The 19,894-nt window shown below is 51.9% G+C and carries 20 protein-coding genes; 10 read left to right on the forward strand and 10 right to left on the reverse strand.

Annotated elements, in window-relative coordinates; translation table 11 throughout:
• Positions 1–463 precede the first annotated feature (463 nt).
• The gene (locus tag M0R33_RS05675; RefSeq protein ID WP_292566321.1) at positions 464–859 is read left to right on the forward strand and encodes a hypothetical protein; all 396 of its coding nucleotides are present in this window, start codon (positions 464–466) and stop codon (positions 857–859) included.
• A gap of 183 nt (positions 860–1,042) precedes the next feature.
• Here M0R33_RS05675 and M0R33_RS05680 read toward each other — a convergent pair whose 3' ends face one another.
• Positions 1,043–1,381: a hypothetical protein gene (locus M0R33_RS05680; protein ID WP_292566323.1), complete on the reverse strand. Its 339-nt coding sequence runs from the start codon at positions 1,379–1,381 to the stop codon at positions 1,043–1,045.
• A 463-nt stretch (positions 1,382–1,844) separates the two neighbouring features.
• Here M0R33_RS05680 and M0R33_RS05685 point away from each other — a divergent pair, with 463 nt between their 5' ends.
• The 3 genes from M0R33_RS05685 to M0R33_RS05695 all read left to right on the forward strand — a co-directional run bounded on the left by M0R33_RS05685 (position 1,845) and on the right by M0R33_RS05695 (position 3,327).
• On the forward strand, positions 1,845–1,988 hold the full coding sequence (locus M0R33_RS05685; RefSeq protein WP_292566325.1) for a hypothetical protein: 144 nt from the start codon (positions 1,845–1,847) through the stop codon (positions 1,986–1,988).
• 124 nt (positions 1,989–2,112) lie between these two features.
• On the forward strand, positions 2,113–2,499 hold the full coding sequence (locus M0R33_RS05690; protein ID WP_292566328.1) for a hypothetical protein: 387 nt from the start codon (positions 2,113–2,115) through the stop codon (positions 2,497–2,499).
• Positions 2,500–2,886: 387 nt separating this feature from the next.
• Positions 2,887–3,327, forward strand: coding sequence for a hypothetical protein (locus M0R33_RS05695; protein WP_292566331.1), 441 nt, complete (start codon positions 2,887–2,889; stop codon positions 3,325–3,327).
• Positions 3,328–3,427: 100 nt separating this feature from the next.
• Here M0R33_RS05695 and M0R33_RS05700 read toward each other — a convergent pair whose 3' ends face one another.
• Positions 3,428–3,676: a hypothetical protein gene (locus tag M0R33_RS05700; protein WP_292566334.1), complete on the reverse strand. Its 249-nt coding sequence runs from the start codon at positions 3,674–3,676 to the stop codon at positions 3,428–3,430.
• A 4-nt stretch (positions 3,677–3,680) separates the two neighbouring features.
• On the opposite strand from M0R33_RS05700, the gene M0R33_RS05705 reads away from it, so the two are divergent.
• From M0R33_RS05705 to lysM, 6 genes are all read left to right on the forward strand, one after another.
• Positions 3,681–5,246, forward strand: coding sequence for an ABC-F family ATPase (locus tag M0R33_RS05705; RefSeq protein ID WP_366043167.1), 1,566 nt, complete (start codon positions 3,681–3,683; stop codon positions 5,244–5,246).
• A gap of 210 nt (positions 5,247–5,456) precedes the next feature.
• Positions 5,457–6,434, forward strand: coding sequence for a tRNA dihydrouridine synthase DusB (gene dusB / locus M0R33_RS05710; RefSeq protein ID WP_292566338.1), 978 nt, complete (start codon positions 5,457–5,459; stop codon positions 6,432–6,434).
• Positions 6,435–6,698: a helix-turn-helix domain-containing protein gene (locus tag M0R33_RS05715; protein WP_292566340.1), complete on the forward strand. Its 264-nt coding sequence runs from the start codon at positions 6,435–6,437 to the stop codon at positions 6,696–6,698.
• A gap of 31 nt (positions 6,699–6,729) precedes the next feature.
• Positions 6,730–8,310, forward strand: coding sequence for a bifunctional phosphoribosylaminoimidazolecarboxamide formyltransferase/IMP cyclohydrolase (gene purH / locus M0R33_RS05720; RefSeq protein ID WP_292566343.1), 1,581 nt, complete (start codon positions 6,730–6,732; stop codon positions 8,308–8,310).
• A 428-nt stretch (positions 8,311–8,738) separates the two neighbouring features.
• Positions 8,739–9,275, forward strand: coding sequence for a DUF937 domain-containing protein (locus M0R33_RS05725; protein WP_292566346.1), 537 nt, complete (start codon positions 8,739–8,741; stop codon positions 9,273–9,275).
• 60 nt (positions 9,276–9,335) lie between these two features.
• Entirely contained in the window at positions 9,336–9,800 is a 465-nt protein-coding gene (gene lysM / locus M0R33_RS05730) for a peptidoglycan-binding protein LysM (RefSeq protein ID WP_292566348.1), read from the forward strand.
• A 101-nt stretch (positions 9,801–9,901) separates the two neighbouring features.
• Here lysM and M0R33_RS05735 read toward each other — a convergent pair whose 3' ends face one another.
• The 8 genes from M0R33_RS05735 to M0R33_RS05770 form a co-directional block, all read right to left on the reverse strand.
• Positions 9,902–10,864: a glycosyltransferase gene (locus M0R33_RS05735; protein ID WP_292566351.1), complete on the reverse strand. Its 963-nt coding sequence runs from the start codon at positions 10,862–10,864 to the stop codon at positions 9,902–9,904.
• Positions 10,861–12,063 carry a glycosyltransferase family 4 protein gene (locus tag M0R33_RS05740; protein WP_292566354.1) on the reverse strand — a complete coding sequence of 401 codons (1,203 nt, stop codon included), beginning with the start codon at positions 12,061–12,063 and terminating at the stop codon, positions 10,861–10,863. Before M0R33_RS05740 ends, M0R33_RS05735 begins: the two co-directional genes overlap by 4 nt.
• Before the next feature lie 210 nt (positions 12,064–12,273).
• Positions 12,274–13,149, reverse strand: coding sequence for a glycosyltransferase family 2 protein (locus tag M0R33_RS05745; RefSeq protein WP_292566357.1), 876 nt, complete (start codon positions 13,147–13,149; stop codon positions 12,274–12,276).
• Positions 13,146–13,937: a glycosyltransferase family 2 protein gene (locus M0R33_RS05750; protein ID WP_292566360.1), complete on the reverse strand. Its 792-nt coding sequence runs from the start codon at positions 13,935–13,937 to the stop codon at positions 13,146–13,148. Before M0R33_RS05750 ends, M0R33_RS05745 begins: the two co-directional genes overlap by 4 nt.
• 43 nt (positions 13,938–13,980) lie before the next feature.
• Complete coding sequence (locus M0R33_RS05755; RefSeq protein ID WP_292566363.1) at positions 13,981–14,928, reverse strand: class I SAM-dependent methyltransferase; 948 nt, start codon at positions 14,926–14,928, stop codon at positions 13,981–13,983.
• 14 nt (positions 14,929–14,942) lie between these two features.
• Positions 14,943–16,280: a lipopolysaccharide biosynthesis protein gene (locus M0R33_RS05760; RefSeq protein ID WP_292566366.1), complete on the reverse strand. Its 1,338-nt coding sequence runs from the start codon at positions 16,278–16,280 to the stop codon at positions 14,943–14,945.
• Positions 16,281–16,290: 10 nt separating this feature from the next.
• A complete protein-coding gene (locus tag M0R33_RS05765) occupies positions 16,291–17,541 on the reverse strand; it encodes an O-antigen ligase family protein (RefSeq protein ID WP_292566369.1) in 1,251 nt (416 codons plus the stop codon).
• A 2-nt stretch (positions 17,542–17,543) separates the two neighbouring features.
• On the reverse strand, positions 17,544–19,877 hold the full coding sequence (locus M0R33_RS05770) for a polysaccharide biosynthesis tyrosine autokinase (RefSeq protein WP_292566371.1): 2,334 nt from the start codon (positions 19,875–19,877) through the stop codon (positions 17,544–17,546).
• Between the last annotated feature and the right edge of the window lie 17 nt (positions 19,878–19,894).

The following is a 19,894-nucleotide window of genomic DNA, read 5'->3' on the forward strand; positions in this document are numbered from 1 at the left end:
TGCATAAGAGTTTCACACTGAGGCGACAACTAGCTTGAAATTTTCCGCGACATATTTCAGCATGTTTGGCAGCAGAGTGTTAGCGGGCTTTATGCAGAAAAAATGCCAGTGTGATTGTAGTGCAATGATGCCAACAATTGCACCGTAGGTAAGAGAACTTTCGGGACAATTCGAATAACCGATTCCTATAAAATGTCCCTATAAATCAAACAACCGATATGTTTTGAGAACATCCCGGAAATTTGGCGCGCTATACTCCTACGCAGTACGTCGTCGATGTTATTACAGGATTGTTCGAACGGGAGTCCTTTCTACGATAAACTACGGCTTGATAGGATCAAAAAAACCGCATATTCACCTAAATGTAAAGCTTAATCGCTAGACTGCCGGTATCAGGCTAAATTTGGCTTTTTCGTTGCCAAGGGTGCCCGCATGCCGCTAACCGCTTGCCCAGGGAAAAACCATGGACAAATTTCCACTTTTGGCTTTTTGCATAATCGTACTTCCAGCATGCACCAACCGTACATCGATAAATCATGACACGGCCAATGCCGACCGAGGCTATTTTACCGATACTTTGGAATGCCGCCAATCCGCCATGCGTAAAGAGACGGTTAACGTGCCCACCGCAAGCTCTGTCAGTGTCGTTGAAATACCGACCACCTATGACGCCGGTAAATTTATCGTATGCATGGAGTACGCAGGGCGACCGGTTTCGCGCGCCGGCTTAACCGACGATTACTTTAATGTCTCAAATGCCTGTGTTAATGAAGCCCGAAACATGAAAAATCCCGATGCAGGTTACGCCGACTGTATCAGCCGCAGTCGCTTGAATGTAGAAGTCATCACCGACAAATAGGCTATCCCCCGAAATCATTACCGCTGCACGAATAATCGACAGTAACGATTTGCCGCTTGAAGACCGTTCAATCTCAAACCGACTGTCCCGGCCTCCCAGCAACACCGATCCGGAAACAGCCATAGCCGCCCTTTTAGGCCAAAAATGGCCTGCAAAAGAACATTCAGACTTCAACTCAACTTGTCACCAATCCAATTTGATTTTGGACAGAATGGCATCATAGACAAGGGCACTAAAATGCTTGGCATGCATTTGTAGCTGCAATTCCTCATCGGATTCTACCTTGCCCAATCTGGAATACTTGTGCGCAACATTGTTGCCGAACTTGATTTCCGACTGGCAAGAAACTTCATCGGTCATTCGGTTTTTTTCGATCACTCTCAACGCCAGCGCATGCAGAAAACGATCCTCGATCCCTTCGTAATACCCTGCGATTTTGCAGATGTACTCGTGTCTAGTGGCCGAACTTGTGGAGGGAAAAATGGCCACAGTCAGCAGCAAGTAAAAAAATAGCTTTTTCATAATCATCCCCTTTGTGGCAAGTATACACACTTAAAAACGCCGCTTTAGCCCGGCGCACACCTGCAACCGTCAGTTTTACCCCGGACTTTTGCATGACAAAAGTATCCACAAAAACCCGCGGTTGACAACCGAGCGCCTGGTTTGGACTAGCGGACCCAACCGAACCTTGAGATAAATCTGAATTTTACAGTCAGGATTCGGCGCCCTATTTTAGACGCAGTGGTAGACAACAGACTAATTTTGTCGCGTCTTGCACCGAATAAACCCGCCAAAAACCGGGCAGGGGCTAGCCTCTGAAGCTAAAAATCGTATGCGGTACCGCGCGCGTTAGACGAACAGGAACTTCCGTCCATAGCCGACGGCTTTGTTCACGCCGCCCACGGATAAATCGTGCCGGTCTGCTGTTTGAAGTCAGCGAAGCGGTCGGCGCTGCCATCGGCCAGCTGGCTGGCAAAGCAGCGGCATGCCTTCGGCGGCTTATTTGCAGGTCATGCGCGGCGAGTTCCTGTCCGAACAAACCGGTGCCATCATGATGCCGATTCGGGCGCATGTTACCGGCACAAGATTAATAAAACAGTGCCTATATGCGCCGTTGCTTTCCCGATAGCACGGTATCGGTGCACTGAATTAGTGCAATAAAATCAAAGATAATATCGCCTTTTTTCTTGAACTTAAGAATATGTCAATAGTCTTAAAAATGCCTATAAAAAACATAAAAAGGGATGATTGCCATGAAAACATACAAAATTAAAACGTCACAGTCTTTATCAATTATCGCGGCTGCGATGATCAGCGGATTTATCTCGTTAAATGCCGGCGCCACCGAAATATCAAGCCCAACCAACAACGCCGAATTGATCTACCAATCCAAAGCCGCCAGCCCCAGTATCTACAGCTATCAAAACAGCATTGCGGGGGAAGTGTCGCGCAAACCGGAGCTGATCTATGTCAGCCAGGCTTACGGACCAGCTATTCATAGCTATCCACATGTGGGCAATGAAACGGTTGTGCCCTGGAATGTCGAGTATGTCGATACCGCTTACGGCCAGGCTATCTATAGTTATGACAGACATCAGCCCAAAGGCGCAGTGGATGTGCTTCCGCTGGTGACCAGATAAAACCCCGACAGGAATGCCAAGGGTTATCCCTTCGGCATTCCTGAATTGTTACTATCCCAAGCAAAACTGGCGTGTGACGGCTTCCGGCGGTAAAAATTATTCACCATCTCTGAGTGAATAATCGCGCCCACACTGTCACGGTGATTGCCTTTGGCGGCCTTGGCCGCCCGGGTAACCTCGGTTTTGACCCAGCGAGGGGATCAAAGCCTTGGCTCTGGCATGACTCGACGCCGTGTCGCGATGTCTTGAAATTTTCCACCTCCGGCTATAGATTCTAATTGATAGGAACAACTATGAAGATATCCGGTTTGATAAAGCGCTTATACCCGCATAACACCTCACTCATCCGGACGCTGCGCGCCCCTTAAGACGTCAAGGCATCTACCCTTGCAATCCGCACCAATATCAACGATCTTTCACGCGGCACTCGTTTACTTCGCAATTGTGCTTGGCACAGGCTTCGTACTCGGCGTGTTCCGCGTTCCGATACTCGTTCCACGCGTCGGTGAGCGCTGGGCGGAGCTTGCCGAAATGCCCGTTATGGCCGCAGTGATCTTCTTCGCAGCGGGGCATATACTGCGCCGCTTTCCTGAAATCACACTTCCTGGTCGGTCATTGGCCGCAGGTCTTCTAGCACTTGCCTTTTCAATCGCTGCCGAATTAGGACTTACCGTAGTCCTTCAAGAGCAAACCTTGGCCGAGTTCGTCGGCAGCAGAGACAAGATATCCGGCTCGGTATATATTGGCTTGCTACTGATATTTGGAATCATGCCAAGGCTTCGCCTATCAAGCCATGAGCAAGCAATCCACGAACGCGACGACGCCTAACGAACACAGTGATCGGGCCTTTCAATCGAGTAAAATAGGCAAGAACCGGTTGCGGGTTCAGTTTGATGATTTATAAATGAAGGACCATAAACTCTGAATTTCAATAACCGATGAAATTTCCGGCACAGCAAAACCTTAACTTTGTAACGCCTATTTCAAAGCAGCCAATTTGATAACTAAGAAATTCTTGCAAATTCGCCCGCCCCGGCTTTTCATTCAAAAATTGCTCGCCGATCTCTGTTAAAATGTGCGGTTTTTTGATCGCTGTGCAACGCGGTAATTCTGTATTGCCAATATCGACACCGCACCAGCCAACCTCGGACACACTCTTGATTTCTACCGCCAACATCACTATGCAATTCGGGGCCAAGCCCCTGTTTGAAAACATTTCCGTCAAATTCGGCAACGGCAACCGTTTCGGTTTGATCGGCGCCAACGGCTGCGGAAAATCTACCCTGATGAAGATCCTCAGCGGTGATTTGGAACCCTCGGCCGGCAACGTCAGCGTCACCCCCAACGAGCGCCTGGGTATCCTGCGTCAGGACCAATTCGCCTACGAAGACCGGCGGGTACTGGATGTGGTGATGATGGGTCACGCCGAAATGTGGGCGGCCATGTCGGAACGCGACGCTATCTACGCCAATATGGAAGCCAGCGAAGCAGACTACATGCACGCCGCCGAGCTGGAATCGGTATTTGCCGAATTCGGCGGCTATACCGCCGAATCCCGGGCCAGCGAATTGCTGCTGGGCCTGGATATCCCGATGGAACAGCACAGCGGACCGATGAGTGCGGTGGCGCCCGGTTGGAAATTGCGGGTGCTGCTGGCGCAAGCGCTGTTCTCCGACCCAGACATCATGCTGCTGGACGAACCGACCAACAACCTGGACATCAACACCATCCGCTGGCTGGAAAATGTGCTCAACGAACGCGACAGCACCATGATCATCATTTCGCATGACCGGCATTTTCTGAACAGCGTCTGCACCCACATGGCGGACCTGGATTACGGCGAACTTCGGGTTTATCCGGGCAATTACGACGATTACATGACCGCCGTAACCCAGGTTAGAGATAGCCTATTGGCCGGCAACGCCAAGAAAAAGGCTCAGATTGCCGAGCTGCAAACCTTCGTGGCCCGCTTTTCCGCCAACGCCTCCAAAGCCAAGCAGGCTACCTCGCGCGCCAAGCAGCTGGAAAAAATCAAACTGGACGAAGTCAAACCGTCCAGCCGGGTCAATCCTTTCCTGCGTTTCGATCAAAGCAAAAAACTGCATCGCTTGGCGCTGGAAGTGGAAAATCTAAGCAAAGGCTATGGCGACCAACCCTTATTTAAAGATCTGAATCTGATGATTCCGGTTGGCGAACGGGTAGCCGTGATCGGCCCCAACGGCATCGGCAAGTCCACTTTACTGAAAACCCTGGTCGGCGATTTAACCCCCGACTGCGGCGAGGTGAAATGGTCGGAAAACGCCGACATCGGCTATTACGCGCAAGACCATGCCGAGGATTTTGCCGAAGAGATGTCATTGATCAACTGGATGGGCCATTGGCGCAAGGAATCCGACGACGACCAAACCATCCGCGGCACGCTTGGGCGGCTTTTGTTTTCGCAGGACGAAATCAACAAATCCGTCAAAGTCTTGTCCGGCGGCGAGCAGGGCCGTATGTTGTTCGGCAAATTGATGCTGCAAAAAAACAACATCATGATACTGGACGAACCCACCAACCATTTGGATATGGAATCCATCGAATCGCTGAACAGCGCCTTGGAACAATATCCCGGCACGCTGATTTTCGTCAGCCATGACCGGGAATTTGTGTCCTCATTAGCCACCCGCATCATTGAGCTTACACCAAACGGCATCGTCGATTTCAACGGCAATTACGAGGAATATTTGAACAGCCAGGATTTGTAAGCGGCCGGCCGACAAACACTTACCAATCCGGGAGTACAAACCTAGGTTTGTACTCTAAGTTGACTCGGCGTTGGCAAACAGGCGATACGTTATTTTCGACAGCACGCCAAACAGTACTCAAGCCGGCCTGGGCAATTCTCCGAAAAAGCGCCCTACCTTCGCGGCTATTTTAAGGTAAAATGCCCTGCCTTTTTGACTGCTTGTGCATCCATGCAAATCGGCCCTTACCAACTGCCCAACAATTTAATCCTCGCCCCGATGGCGGGCATCACCGACAATCCGTTCCGACGCCTGTGCAGCCAATTCGGCGCGGGCTTGACCGTATCGGAGATGGTGATATCCAACAGCGAATTGCAGCAGCACCCGCGTACCCTAAAAAAAACCGACTACAGCGGCGAAAGCAGCCTGCGTTCGGTACAAATTTTGGGCACCGATCCGCAACAAATGGCAGCCGCCGCCCGCCTGAACCGAGACAGAGGCGCGCAAATTATCGATATCAATATGGGCTGCCCAGCCAAAAAAGTCTGCTCGGTCGCCGCCGGCTCGGCGCTATTAAAAGATGAAGGTTTGGTCGAGCGTATTTTGAGCGCCGTAGTGAACGTAGTAGAGGTCCCGGTCACCTTAAAAATCCGCACAGGCTGGGATTTAGCTAACCGGAATGCGCTAAAGATCGCCAAAATTGCCGAGGCTTGCGGCATTCAGGCCCTAACTATTCACGGACGCAGCCGGGCCTGTAAATTTAACGGACAGGCCGAATACGACACCATCAGACAGGTGAAACGCCACGTTAATATCCCTATCATTGCCAATGGCGATATCGATAATGCCGAAAAAGCCCGCCAAGTGCTGGACTATACCGGTGCCGACGCCATCATGATCGGGCGTGCGGCGCAAGGCAGGCCATGGATATTTCGAGAATTGCACAGCCAATTATCCGGTCAGGAAATTCCTCCGCTTTCCTTGTCGGAGATCAAAACCGTCATTAATCAACACCTGGAGAATTTATACTGTTTTTATGGGGCTACCAGTGGTGTTAGAATTGCCCGTAAACATATTGGCTGGTACTTCGATCAACTCGGCAGTTTGCCAAGCGAACAAAAAACAATAATCAATCAGGCTCAACAACCGGCGCAACAACTGGCACTGGTCAATGCCTCGTTTACATTCATTACTCCCCGAGTCGCCTAGATGGAAGCAGAATCAATCAAAATCAGCAACGGCAACGGCCATACGCTATCCGAACACGTGCGCCAGTCTGTCGAAGACTATTTTACACATTTGAACGGTCACGACTCTTCAGGCTTATACCAATTAGTACTGACCGAAGTCGAAAAACCGTTGCTGGAAACCGCCTTAAAACATTCCGATTTCAATCAAAGTAAAGCCGCCAAAATTCTGGGTGTAAGTCGCAGCACCCTGCGTAAAAAACTGGAACTCTACGGCATCGGCTAATTTCTTTTCCCTTCCTTATCTTGAGGCTTGCATGAATACCCCTTTGGGCATCAATAAAAAAGTGACCCGGGCGCTAGTTAGCGTGTCCGACAAATCCGGCATTCTGGATTTTTGCCGCGAACTGAATAATCTGGGCATCGAATTACTCTCCACCGGCGGCACCGCCAAACTACTGGCAGAACATCAAATTGCCGTAACGGAAGTCTCCGACTACACCGGCTTTCCGGAAATGATGGACGGCCGGGTCAAAACCCTGCATCCGAAAGTGCATGGTGGCATACTGGGCCGTCGCGGTATCGACGATGCGGTAATGGCGGAAAATGACATCAAGGCCATCGACATGGTGGTGGTCAACCTGTATCCCTTCGAACAAACCGTAGCCAACCCGGATTGCAATCTGGCCACCGCCATCGAGAACATCGACATCGGCGGTCCCACCATGATCCGGGCCGCGGCAAAAAATCATGCCGATGTTGCGATTGTGGTCGATCCCGCCGATTACGCCGCCACGCTGGCCGAATTACAAGCCAACCAAAGCGGATTAAGCCACAAAACCCGCTTTAAACTGGCCTTAAAGAGTTTCGAGCACACCGCCCGTTACGACACCATGATTTCCGCTTACTTAAGTAAATTCATGGATGCCGGCAATTTTCCCGACACGCTGAATCTGCAATATCATCGCCTGCAAAGCATGCGCTACGGTGAAAATCCACATCAAAACGCAGCGTTTTACGGCGAGAAAAATCCGCCCGTCGGCAGCATAGCCGCCGCCAAACAATTACAAGGCAAGGAATTGTCATATAACAATATCGCCGATGCCGACGCGGCTTTGGAATGCGTCAAAGGCTTCGCCGATCAGCCGGCCTGCGTTATCGTCAAACACGCCAATCCTTGCGGCGTGGCTATCAGCGATAACATTCTGGACGCTTACAATCTGGCTTACGCCACCGACCCCACCTCGGCCTTTGGCGGCATCATCGCCTTTAACCGGGAACTGGATGAAACCACCGCCGCCGAAATCGTCGGTCGCCAGTTTGTCGAAGTGATTATTGCCCCAACCGTTAGCGAAGGCGCCAAAGCCGCGCTGGCAAAAAAACAAAATGTCCGCTTATTGGAATGCGGTATTTGGGCTGGCGCAGCCGTCGCGGCCCTGGACTTCAAACGCGTTGCCGGCGGCCTGCTGGTACAAGATAAAGACTTAGGCAGCATCAACGCTGCGGACCTTAAAGTCGTCAGCAACCGCACACCGACCGAGCAGGAAATGGCCGATTTGCTGTTCGTGTGGAAGGTAGCGAAATTCGTAAAATCCAATGCCATTGTCTACGGCAAGAACGGCCAAACCATAGGCATAGGCGCCGGACAAATGAGCCGGGTCTATTCCGCCAAGATCGCCGGCATCAAAGCCGCCGACGAAGGTTTGCCGGTACCGGGTTCGGTGATGGCATCCGATGCGTTTTTCCCGTTCCGCGACGGCATCGACGCGGCGGCGGCGGCCGGCATCACCGCCGTGATCCATCCCGGCGGCTCCATGCGCGATCTGGAAGTCATCGACGCCGCCAACCAACACAACATCGCCATGGTGTTGACCGGCATGCGGCACTTCAGGCATTGATCCGACTCGCCTGTCGAGGCATCTTAGTCCAGCATCGACAGGCGAATTCAAAACCGGAAAGCGTTTCAGCGACGCACAGTCAAATAATTGCGGCTGACTTTAACGGATTAAAAATCAGCTGAATGTCGCATTACCCCGCAAGTCATTTCTAAAGCATCCTGCGCACATGACTACACCTTCAAGCTTACAACAGCCGTCATTTTCCTCAGCTTATCTGGCCATAGGCAAGATCTGAAGCCGCTGTAACGAACTTTACACCGGCGGTAATAGACATTTTCTTAGTTGACGCCAGCTGGATTGCGGCATATGGTGACCGACTTACGCTTCATTTTCAAATCCTGGAACTACCTCAACGGTAGTTTATTTCGACGGGCCGGCATTGCTGACTTTGTGCCTACCCTCAAACTATCATTAGGCGAGGCTTCAGCATGAATATATTCCAATCAATTTTAGGCGACCAAAATTCCCAGTTAGTCAATCAATTGGCCAAACAAGCAGGACTAGACTCCGCCGATGTACAAAACATTCTGGGACAACTGCTACCCGCTTTATCCAACGGCATCAAACAAAACACCACTAGCGGTAATGGCCTGCAAAGCTTGGTGCAGGCCTTACAGAACGGCAGCCACGCTAAGTATCTGGAAAACCCGGAAGTGTTAGCCGAGCCATCGGCAACGGCTGAAGGCAATGCCATTTTAGGCCACATTCTGGGCAGTAAAGACGACAGCCGAAATTTAGCCCGCCATGCGGCGGAAGCTACCGGTGCCGACGAAAGCATTGTCAAAAAATTACTGCCTTTGGTAGCGGCAACCGCCATGGGCGCCTTGAGCAAAACAGCCGGGCAAGCCAATTCAAATAGCACAAGCAGCCCTGACTTAGGCAATCTGTTAGTTTCATTTTTAGATAGCAACAAGGACGGCAACATTACCGACGATTTATTCAATATCGCCAAAAAACTTTTTTAAGCTAAAACATCCATTTTGAAATGGGTACTCAATAACAACACTTAAGTTCGGGAGCATCACATGGGATTATTTGATTTTGTAAAAGACATTGGCCATAAATTATTTAGCAGCGATGCCGATGCCGCGGAAAAAATTACCGCACATATTCTTGCCAACAATCCTGGCATTGAAAATCTGAACATTATTTATAAAGATGGCCAAGCCACTGTAATCGGCAGCACTCAAAGCGCGGAAGCTGCACAAAAAGCAGTTTTGATGGCCGGCAATATTAAAGGCGTTAGCGAAGTAATCGCCAAAATAGACATCGTCGACGACGGCGGTACGGGTGTCGATACCACTACCGCATTAGAACCGCAAAACGTGGAATATTACCTGATTCAAAGCGGCGATTCGTTATCCAAAATCGCCAAAAAATATTATGGCAACGGCAACGACTACCCTAAGATATTCGAAGCCAACCGGGAAGTCATTAAGGACCCCAACTTAATCTTTCCAGGTCAAAAAATTAGAATTCCACTACCTTAATTTCTGCTTTACTGAATCGGTTTGAAATGACGCATCATCCTGACCCGTCATTTCAAACCAAAATAACTGCGGCAAACTAAGCTCAAGTTTAATAGCCTGCCTCAATCGGACAGCCCCCCCCCTGGAGCAACTGCAAAAGTTTGTCTGGATTGTTCCAACCAGTAGGCCTTATGCATGCTGAAACAGCGCTTTATCACTAATGGCAGGCATCTGTGCGAAGTGCCCAGTTTGTAGCCCAGCCATTTCAGACCGGTTCTCAGCCATGCCGATGGAACCAGACTGGGAGCGTACTTCAACAAGTAAAACAATTCCGAGCGGATATACCTCAAGCCTTCGCCGGTAGCGCCGCCAAAATCCCGCTGCAGCCAAGCGGTTTGGGAGTGAAAAACGCCGATATCGAAATAGCGCTTAAATTCTTCCGCGAAACCGTAATTGTGCGAATGAAACACTTGCGCATCCGCACAATAGGCAATTTTCCAGCCCGCCTGCACCATTTTCCCTACCACATAAGTATCTTCGTTCATGATGGTGTGAACAGGAAAGCCGCCTACTTGCATCAAGGCACTGAGGCGATAGGCGGCGAACGAATTGGACGTGAACACGGTTTTAATCCCGAACCGGTCGCGGTCCTCCCATCCGCGTAACCGGCTGGCGGCGGGATAATTGAATAAGCGGGCATGCGCGGCTATCGGCCCGGCATTTTTATGCGGCAATTGCCGGCCATAGGCCGTCGCCACCCACGGGTTTTCGAAAACCGCCAACAGCTGTTCGATGGCGGTTGAGTCCGCCAAGATCGCATCCTGAGTCAGAAAGACGATAATCTGCATAGCCGACAAATGTTCGACACCTGCTTGCCGGGTGCCGCCATGATTAAACTGATTTTTGGTAATAATCTTGATTTCAAAGCCGTAATCGTATGCCGATTGGACGGTTTCGTCGCTGGAGGACGAATCTATCAATAGTAATCTATCCGGTTGGCGGGTCTGTTGCGCCAAGGCCTCCAGCCAAGCCTGCCAGCCGGGGCCGGCATTTAAAGTGGGGACTATCAACCCTACTTTAATCATAAAACCCCGTCTTTGCTGATTTGGGTCTCGGTTTTAGCGGCCGGTTTCTGCTTGCTCAGCACTTGCCAAACCCGCTCTCCCAGTCTGACCGGATTTAATTGTTGTTCCACATAGCTACGTCCGCTTTTCGACATGGTTTGCCATTGACTAGCATCCAGGGCTTGAGCCGATTGCAACGCCTCGCAGACGGAACCTTCGTTCCGCTCAAACACGAACCCTGCCCCCATCGATTCTAAATGATCCCAGGCCAAGCCTTTAGCGACCATAACCGGCCGACCGGCCGCCATGGCTTCCGCCACCACATTGCCGAAATTCTCCCGCATGCCGCCGGCCTGTTCCAAACCGGATGGCAACACTAGAAAATGGCTTTCCGCTAACAACTGCAGGACTTCGTGGCGCGGCAAATAACCCCGGTAGGTTATGCCGCCATCGGCCTGGGCCAGTAATGCTTGAAATGCCTGAAAGTATTGGCCGTCCACACTGCGACCCGCCACCACCAAGCGATCGTTGGGCCGGCGAACTTTTAACCAGGCCCGAATAAAGGCATTGATACCTTTTTCCTGTTGCACATGGCCTAAAAAACACAGTTGCATGCCCTGGTCCGGCGGATAAGCGGCAAGCTCGATATCGCGCGCATCGATGCCGTTCGGTACCAATAAAATACGCGCATGTTCGCCCAATACCTCACGCACGCCGGCGGCTTCCGTGTCGCTGGTGCAATGCACGGCAATGGCCCGGCGCAAGGTTGGGAAGGTCAACAACTTGTAAAACCACCACTTATGCGGTTTGCGTTGGCGGATCAAATCCACATGCTCCGGCATCAAGCCACCATGCACCGCCACCATGAACGGTTTGCGCAACACACTGCAAAACAGCGCCGCCAAAGTAACCGGCCAGGTGGCGATACCGTGGATATACACCACCGGCGCCCGCAGACATAAATTGAGAATTTCAGGTAGCGCCGCCAAGCCGAAGCCCCAGCGTCTGAACCCATAACAACGATATAGCCTGACATCGACGTTAGCGCCGACATCCACGTCTTCGGGCTTTAACCGGCCGTCTATCGATTCGTCCGCGGCGACCAGCGCCAGCTTGTGGCCGCTTTCCGCCCAGGCCTTGGTTAACACCCCGCACGTCACGGACACCCCGCCATAGCCCTTGGCCGGCGGCACGTGAGTGGTAACAATCCCTACTTGCATATTTGTTCTCCTGCCTTGATTCGTGAATTTTTTTTCAAACACCTAATGGGTTGCCGCACCCCTCTTTGGCAAACAGGGGTTGGGGGGAGATGTTTAAATAAATCCCCCTCTATCCCCTTATGCCAAAGGGGGAAGTTATTTATCTTAGGTTCAAGGCTTAAGACCCAGGAAAAAAAGCACGCCGTCCTGTCATACCTTGACACCTGAACCCTAAACCTTGAAATTTGCGCCGCCTCTTCCATATGCGAAAAACCCGCGCCAGATGCCGACCAGGTTATAAAACGAATAAGCCAGTTTGGCGGGGTTAAAAGTCAGCACCGCCAGTAGCATTTTCAACACCGGTGCCACCAGCATCTTGCGCAGGATGTAATACGCGATGAACAGGTCGTGTTGGTTGGCGAATTTGCGGATATAAGCGCCGATACCGGTGGAGTACTTCAACATACGGGCCGTGCCCAGGCTGTAATGGTCTTTATTGGCGTGATAAATTTTGATATTCGGCGTATAGAAAGCCTGATTGCCGGACCGTAACAAGCGGTACAACAATTCAAAGCCTTCGGCGCCGGAATATTTGGAGCCAATCCCGAAATCGTGATCCAGATAAAATTGTCGGCGATCGACTCTATCCATGGCAAAAAACTGGGTAAATTCCACTCCCATCATATTCAGCCGCGAAAAATAGCGGGCCTTGCGGCTGTTGACGCCTATGCTGAAACGGGTGTCGGAAAAATCGTAGGAGCCCACCACCAGAATCGCCAGTTTTTTACGCGTTTCAAATTCCGCAACCACGTGTTCCAGTACGTTTTTGTCATAGACGCAGTCGTCATCCGGAAAGGCGATAATGCGGCCCTGCGCCAATCCTATCCCGTAGTCCCTGGCCTTGGCGTTACCGGTAAAGTCCACCTTCAGATGTTTGATATCCAGGCATTGCTTGAAACCCGCCAAAATATTGTCGATCTTGCCGTCCCGGTTTTGATCGATAACGATTAATTCGAAATCCTGATAGGTCTGAAAAATCAGGGATTTCAACAAATCCAATAATTCCAGATCCCGGCCCAACGTGGCCAATACCAATGAAATTTTCATGCGTGTCCCCTCGCCTGCCGGGCGGCTTTAGCCTGCAGATAAATAGTGGCTTCGTACCAAGTAAACATCAACGCAAACTCCAGACCAGCCCTGCCGTCCAGAAATCCGGCCCGAAACAGGTAGTGATATAAAAAGCGCGCCAGTACCCGCAGCCAGGAGCGCCCAAGCAACACGCTCAAGCGGCCACGCGTGGTTATCACCGCGCCGGCGGTAGGTTTGAGCTGCACTTCCTGCGCGGCTTTATTGACATGTTTATGCATCCATTCGATGATCTCGCCATGGTAGAAGTAATGCAGATAAGGCGTTTTGCCATAGGCTAGCCGGCAACCGTCGAGCACCGCTTCACCGTGGCCGGTATGGTTGCGCACAAAGCGGGTGGTTTCCCGCCGGACCAGACGCGGATGATAAATCGGATAACCCGGCGCGTGATTCAGGCGTTTTTCGCGCAGGTACAAAATCGACGGCACCATCAACACATCGATGTTTTCCAGCTTTAGAGCACCGCTATCGAATTGCCGGTAAAAATCGTCGGGATAGATTTCGTCGGCATCCACGAACAAGATCCAGGCGGTTTGTATATCGCATTGATACATGGCGAAATTGCGCTGCTCGGCGAAACCAGGCCAGGGATTGCTATAAATCTTGCAGCCGTGTTGTTGGGCGATAGCCAGCGTAGTGTCGCTACTGCCCGAATCGACAATGACAATCGGGTACCGGTCCGGAATCGCCGCCAGACAGCGCGGCAAATTCCCGGCTTCGTTATGAGTCAAAATCACCACCGTCAACATAGGCCCTTTTTGTCCTTGGCCGGATTTTCACGGCTTTGCGTTTTCATGCTGTTTTAACCGCGTATACATTGATATAAATCCCCAGCCCCAGTCTATTCATCAAGCCAGTAAAAGGCCTTTGTATGCGCTTGACCAAGCCATCCATCAGCGCGGCCTGCCGGCCGGATAGCTTCAAGCGTTTCGATAGGGCATTGGGCGGAATGCGAGTTACCTGTTCGACTTTGATAATCTGCAAGCCGTGCCGCGATAACAACTGCCGCAAACCTTTCTCGGTAAAATAATTGACGTGCTCCGGCACCCATAAACAGGCGTTATCCCGAGTACCCAACAGCTTGACCAAAAACGAATTGAAATTTGGCACCGCGCAGGCGTAAACACCGCCGTTGACCAACAAACCCGCCACTTTTTTGACGGCCCTATCCGGCTCCAAGAGATGCTCCAATACCTGGGACATCACCGCCACCCCAAATGGTTGTTCGGTTTGATATTGTTCGAACATCATCTGCAGCGGTTCTTCGCCGTTCATGGCTTTGAATACCCGGTTTTCGTATTGCCCCGGATTAATACTAACCGTGTCATAGCCTTTGACGCGCAAGGCCCGGGTATAAAATCCGAATCCGGAGCCCACATCCAGCGCCCGTTGATTACCCGATAAATTCAACTTATCGGCCATCTGACTGACCCGTTCGGCATCGATGCTGCAATTGGGAAACTCGGCCTCTCTGCCCAGCACATCGGCCAAACTAATAGGCTGCGTCAAAGCCTGTCCGGAATATTGATAAATGGTATGCAACCACTGCGGATGCGGCGGTTGGTTCAAAAAACCGGTGCCGCAGCTCTTGCAACGATAAATTAGAAATACCTGCTCCGTGTTACCCTGGGTGTACTGATAATTCTTATGCCGCCAGTACCGGATATTCTCGCCGGCACAACTGACACAGCGGTGTAATATCTGTCCGTAACTGCCTGAAAGGGTGGGTGCATATGTCATAGTTTTCTCTTTAATCAGCTATTGATAACCGGCGAGGGATTTAAGTCGACCGACAGAGTGTCGATTTCGGCAAAATGAATATCCTTGGGCTCGCGCCAGGGTTTGGCCAATAGCGCCAGCACCAGGGCTTCGATGCCGAAATAAACCGGATTGGCGATGGCGGCGCCCGGCAAGCCGTAAACCGCCACCAACAGGGGCAGACTGATGACCGCCGCGATGGCGCCGCAAAGCCGGCCTTTCAGTACCGCCCGGGTGTTTTTTTTAGCCAGCAAAGGTTGCGCGAGAGCGGTTCCCAGCGCATGCAAGGCCGACCCCATGGCGATGGCCGGCATCAAGCCCACGGCCGCGTGGTAAGTCTGGGCCAGTAATAATTCGGCCACCCAGTCTTTGCACATCATCACCAAGCCGGTGCCTATGACGCCCAACCCCGTTACCGCGGTTAACCAGACCTTCAGTATCGAGAAAGCTTCACGGCCGTTGCCTGCCGCAAACGCTTGAAAATAGGCCGGTTGAAACGTACGCAGCAATACCATGGCACTGCGGTTAAAGGCTTCGTTAATAATGGTGTAACTGGCGGCGTACAAACCCACTTCCGCGGCGCTCAGAAAATAGCCGATCACATAACGGTCGCCTACACCGTTCACCCAAAAGATGAACTCCATGGGGATCAAGGGCAAGGCATACACCCAGATATTACCTCGAAGCCGAGCGAATAAACGCGGCTGACTACCTGAATGACTCTCCGAATCGGCACCGTGCACGATGCTCCACACCGTATTGGAAACCACGCTGGCAAAAATATAGCCCAGTAAAATAGCGCCCGGATTAGGCCCGGCCCAATACACCAACCCTATCGCCACTAACGGCCGCAACAAACTGTCACTGGTTTGCCAGAAGCTGGCGCCGCGTTGTCTGCGTTCGCCTATCAACAACTGTATGCCCAATTCCCGCCGCACGGTGACGGCCAATAACAAGCCCGTCAAAACGTACAGGCCAATTTCGCTATCATTGACATAACAGTACACGCTGCCACCCAGCATTAGAACCGCTATGGCCAGGGCCGTGGAACGTGCCGTCAAGCCGAACACCGCCTGATGCAAGGCGGCGCGTTGCTGCTGATTGCGGCATTCCGGCAGCATGCGCATGCCGGCGCAAATAAACGGATAGGAAAACACCGCAACGCCCAAGGCCACAAAACCGCTGAGCAAGGCCACTTGACCGAAAATATCGGGAGAAACCAACTCGGTCAGCATGCGGGTGCCCGCCAGCAGTGCCACCGCGGAAACCAATTGCCCGGCCAAGGCCCAGAAGGCATCCCCCAGCAAACGTTGTTGTTTTAATACTCTCAACATAGTCCCAACCTTACGACCATCGTTGCCGATATAGCGGCGCGGCAAGCGTGTGCGGTATCGGCGACGCTACGGCAGGCTTGCGGTTGGCGCCGATTACCAAGCCCCATAAAAACATCAACAGGGCGTTTTGCGGGAAATATTCCCACATATTGAAGGTTAAACCAGCCACGAAAATAAACATCATTACCAGACCTTTATGGGCGTGGACGGACATCCTTGTCGACATCCACATAAACAGGAGATATGCCAACAACCCCAGCAAACCGTAACCATTCAGTAAAAATAAATACAAACTGTCCGAATCGAATTGCCCCTGAAAATGCTCGGCGCCGAACAAAACGTTAATAGTGTTGGAGCTCAACCCCAGCCCCCAGCCGAACAATAAATCAATCGGATCGTGCACATAATCGGCAAACACCCGCTGCCACAGATCGATACGGCCGTCCTGAGTCGGGTCGGCATCATCCCGACCGCTCAGCATCGGGCTGGAGGCCAGCAATAAAGCCGCTACCGCCAACATCGGCGCAGGCATGATCAGAGCCCAGCGATCGCGAGGCCGCAACGCGGCATACATCTGAAAAAACACCACCAGCAGCGAACTGATAAAAGCCGTGCGCGAACCGCTCAACAAGGCCAAAAACACGCTAACAGCCAACCAGTTGCGCATGCCGGGCACTACCGCGAACACCAGCGCGCAAGTCGCCATGGTCGCGCCGAACAAATTAGGACTGACGAAGGTACCGAACGGCCGACCGCCACCGAGAAACGACACCCCGAACAACGGCGGCGCCCACAAGGCCTGGGCAATCGCCAGCACCAACTGCAACACCATGAAATAACGCAGATAATGCGCGAATCTGATCAATACATAATCGCCCGCCCCTAGGCGGCTGACGGCAAAACCGATCAAGGCCACCGGCAAATATTCGAATACCCGCATCCCTGCCATCGGCACCACCAACGGTAAATCCAGATACAAGGCATAAGCCACTTCCAAGAGTACATAGCTGGTAATAACGGCCAGAAACGCCAGGATAGAACCGGCAAATACCCCCCGCCGCAAGCGGGGTTCCAAAAACATATACATAATCAATACCAGCAGCATGGCTTCCCGCAGGATGCGCAAGCCGAAATCCTGCTGGCCGTAGACTTCCTTGACGCCCATCCAGGCCGACTCCACTTGCGGCAGCGCGGCGACAGTAGAGGCGCACACCAACGCAAACAACAATACCGGCAGGTCTTTTTCCAGACGTATCCGCATGCTTAAATCCGTACGCTGTCGTCCGGGATTTCGGATTCGTCGATCTCCGGCAGATATTCGCCATCTTCCGGTTTATTCAACCACTCGCCCATGGCTTGCAGACTTGCCAACCAGGATGGCGGATTTTTCTGTTGCAGGTCGCTACGCTGGTAGGCATAGCCGTAATAGGGGTAATAAGAAGAACCTTCTTTCATATCGTTGATAATAAAACCGCTCGGTTTCACGCCCACTTGCTGCAAGCGTCTGAAACTGACTTCCATTTCCTGCGCGGTGTAACGGCTTTCCTTGACCACCAAAAAGGTGGCATCGGCGTTTTTGCCCATAATGGCGGCATCGGTGGCACCCAAAATCGGCGGCGAATCGATGACGATATGGTTATAAAAACTTTTCAGCTGTCCCAGGGTTTCGGCCAATTCGCCCAACACCAGCAATTCGGCCGGATTCAATACCATGGTACCCCGGGGTATCAAATCGATACCGAGATCCGGCAGACTGACGATGACTTCCGCCAAAGTCGCCTTACCGGACAACAAATCCGACAGTCCGGGCTGTTTATCGGTCGAAAAGGTTTCGTGCAAGCGGCCGTTGCGCATGTCCGCATCGATAATCAACACCCGCTTTTTGATACTGGCCAGCAAGGCCGCCAGATTGGTGCTGATAAACGACTTGCCCATGCCAGGCGCCGGACTGGTCACCATAATAACTTTGCTTTCATCACTGGCCAAAGTCGCTTCCAGCGTGGTGCGCAAACCGCGCAGGGATTCCACCGAGATATCCAGCGGGTCATGGCTGACCAGCACCCCCGTTTCCCTATCCTTGCCCTTGTCGATCAAACGGGTTAGTTGGCGTTGTTTTTTGCTATGCGGAATGGCGGCATACAACGGTAAACCGACCTGATATTCCAGCAAGGCCGGATAATTGTCATGCCGTTGCAGCGAATGACGCAAAAACACCAGCGCCGAGCCGAAACTCAAACCCAGCAGCCCGGCAATGACCAACAATAAACCCGGCTTGGGCCAATAAGGTTTTTCCGGTATCACGGCAAAATCGACGATACGTGAATTACCCAAGGAACCGGCCGCCGCTATCCGTTGCTCCTGGGCACTGTTCAGCAACGAGGTATACAGTTCGGTATTGACCTGTACATCCCGCGACATACTAACTATGTTTTGCTGGGTCTTCGGCAAATCCTTGATGCGTTTTTCCAAAGCAGCCAGTTTGCGATTGACGCGCTTGATCTGGGCATTGGTGGCCATCATGTCCGGATGCGCCGATTCCAAACGTTGGTTTTGTTCTTCGAATTTTTGCCTTAATTGAATACCCAGAGTCTCCATCTCCGCAGCCTGTTTCAACAAAATCTCCGCTTCTGTGGAAATATCCACCGCACCGTGTTTTTGCCGATAGGCGCTCAACTCTGCTTCGGCTTTCTCCAGATTTTCCTTGACCAGCGGCAATTGGCTTTCCAGAAAATCCAGTTTTTGCGAGGCCTCGGCGGATTCCCAATTCACCGTGGCATTCACGTAAATATTGGCGATATCGTTGACCGATTGAGCCAACTGTTGCGGATCACGGCCTTTCAATTCCACGCTGAGAATATCGGTGTCCTTGGAGACTTCCTGCACCGAAAAGGCTTTCTGCAAGGTTTCGATTGCCGCTAAAGACGTTTTGCGGGTCAGCTCGAACTCGGTACCTGGATGGGCGGCCAATTCCGCCACCTGAATCAGTACCGGTTTGATTTCGCCGATGTCGGCACTGATCAGCTCGCCCAACGGACCTTCCGCCAAAATTCGATCCTTAGGATCGCGCAACTGAAATTGGTCATCCGCCAGCGCAACGACGGTAAATTCTTTATCCAAATAACGATCCGGCACTTCGAATTGCGCAATTTTTAATTTTTCGCCACCCCAGGCCCAGCGGCTAAAGCCCCACCAGGGTTGAGCGATACCGTCATGTTTATCATGCTTGCGAGCCAGCGTTTCGCCGATGATGGGAAAATAACGCGGCGAATACTCGACCATTAAACTCAGGTCTTCCACCACCTTGCCCAATACCGAGCGCGAACGCAATATCTCCACTTCCCGCTGCGCGCGCGGGTTTTCCGCTTCGCTGGACATACTATTGCTGTCGCCGCGTAAATTGGCCGCCAACAAGGCTTTGTTTTTATCGATCCGCAGCAAGGCATCGGCTTTATAGGTTCGCGGCGCCAATACCAGATAGATACTGGTGACGCTTAACACCACCAATAAGCTCAACAACACGGTCCTTTTGCCTTCCAGCAATAGATCGAGATAATCGCGGATACTGACACCCTGTTCCTCGATTCGAGAGTGATGCATTGGCGGCAGTGCGGGAG

Origin of the sequence: Methylomonas sp. (assembly GCF_023228165.1) — a bacterium.
Taxonomy (GTDB): Bacteria; Pseudomonadota; Gammaproteobacteria; order Methylococcales; family Methylomonadaceae; genus Methylomonas.

What these genes read in the sequence shown, in the direction of transcription:
- M0R33_RS05770 (WP_292566371.1), bottom strand. Translation starts at nt 19,877, where the DNA reads ATGCATCACTCTCGAATCGAGGAACAGGGTGTCAGTATCCGCGATTAT.
- purH (WP_292566343.1), top strand. Translation starts at nt 6,730, where the DNA reads ATGAATACCCCTTTGGGCATCAATAAAAAAGTGACCCGGGCGCTAGTT.
- M0R33_RS05675 (WP_292566321.1), top strand. Translation starts at nt 464, where the DNA reads ATGGACAAATTTCCACTTTTGGCTTTTTGCATAATCGTACTTCCAGCA.
- M0R33_RS05765 (WP_292566369.1), bottom strand. Translation starts at nt 17,541, where the DNA reads ATGCGGATACGTCTGGAAAAAGACCTGCCGGTATTGTTGTTTGCGTTG.
- M0R33_RS05755 (WP_292566363.1), bottom strand. Translation starts at nt 14,928, where the DNA reads ATGACATATGCACCCACCCTTTCAGGCAGTTACGGACAGATATTACAC.
- M0R33_RS05760 (WP_292566366.1), bottom strand. Translation starts at nt 16,280, where the DNA reads ATGTTGAGAGTATTAAAACAACAACGTTTGCTGGGGGATGCCTTCTGG.
- M0R33_RS05705 (WP_366043167.1), top strand. Translation starts at nt 3,681, where the DNA reads ATGCAATTCGGGGCCAAGCCCCTGTTTGAAAACATTTCCGTCAAATTC.
- M0R33_RS05725 (WP_292566346.1), top strand. Translation starts at nt 8,739, where the DNA reads ATGAATATATTCCAATCAATTTTAGGCGACCAAAATTCCCAGTTAGTC.
- M0R33_RS05740 (WP_292566354.1), bottom strand. Translation starts at nt 12,063, where the DNA reads ATGCAAGTAGGGATTGTTACCACTCACGTGCCGCCGGCCAAGGGCTAT.
- M0R33_RS05745 (WP_292566357.1), bottom strand. Translation starts at nt 13,149, where the DNA reads ATGAAAATTTCATTGGTATTGGCCACGTTGGGCCGGGATCTGGAATTA.
- M0R33_RS05685 (WP_292566325.1), top strand. Translation starts at nt 1,845, where the DNA reads ATGCCTTCGGCGGCTTATTTGCAGGTCATGCGCGGCGAGTTCCTGTCC.
- lysM (WP_292566348.1), top strand. Translation starts at nt 9,336, where the DNA reads ATGGGATTATTTGATTTTGTAAAAGACATTGGCCATAAATTATTTAGC.
- M0R33_RS05735 (WP_292566351.1), bottom strand. Translation starts at nt 10,864, where the DNA reads ATGATTAAAGTAGGGTTGATAGTCCCCACTTTAAATGCCGGCCCCGGC.
- M0R33_RS05690 (WP_292566328.1), top strand. Translation starts at nt 2,113, where the DNA reads ATGAAAACATACAAAATTAAAACGTCACAGTCTTTATCAATTATCGCG.
- M0R33_RS05750 (WP_292566360.1), bottom strand. Translation starts at nt 13,937, where the DNA reads ATGTTGACGGTGGTGATTTTGACTCATAACGAAGCCGGGAATTTGCCG.
- M0R33_RS05715 (WP_292566340.1), top strand. Translation starts at nt 6,435, where the DNA reads ATGGAAGCAGAATCAATCAAAATCAGCAACGGCAACGGCCATACGCTA.
- M0R33_RS05680 (WP_292566323.1), bottom strand. Translation starts at nt 1,381, where the DNA reads ATGAAAAAGCTATTTTTTTACTTGCTGCTGACTGTGGCCATTTTTCCC.
- M0R33_RS05700 (WP_292566334.1), bottom strand. Translation starts at nt 3,676, where the DNA reads ATGTTGGCGGTAGAAATCAAGAGTGTGTCCGAGGTTGGCTGGTGCGGT.
- dusB (WP_292566338.1), top strand. Translation starts at nt 5,457, where the DNA reads ATGCAAATCGGCCCTTACCAACTGCCCAACAATTTAATCCTCGCCCCG.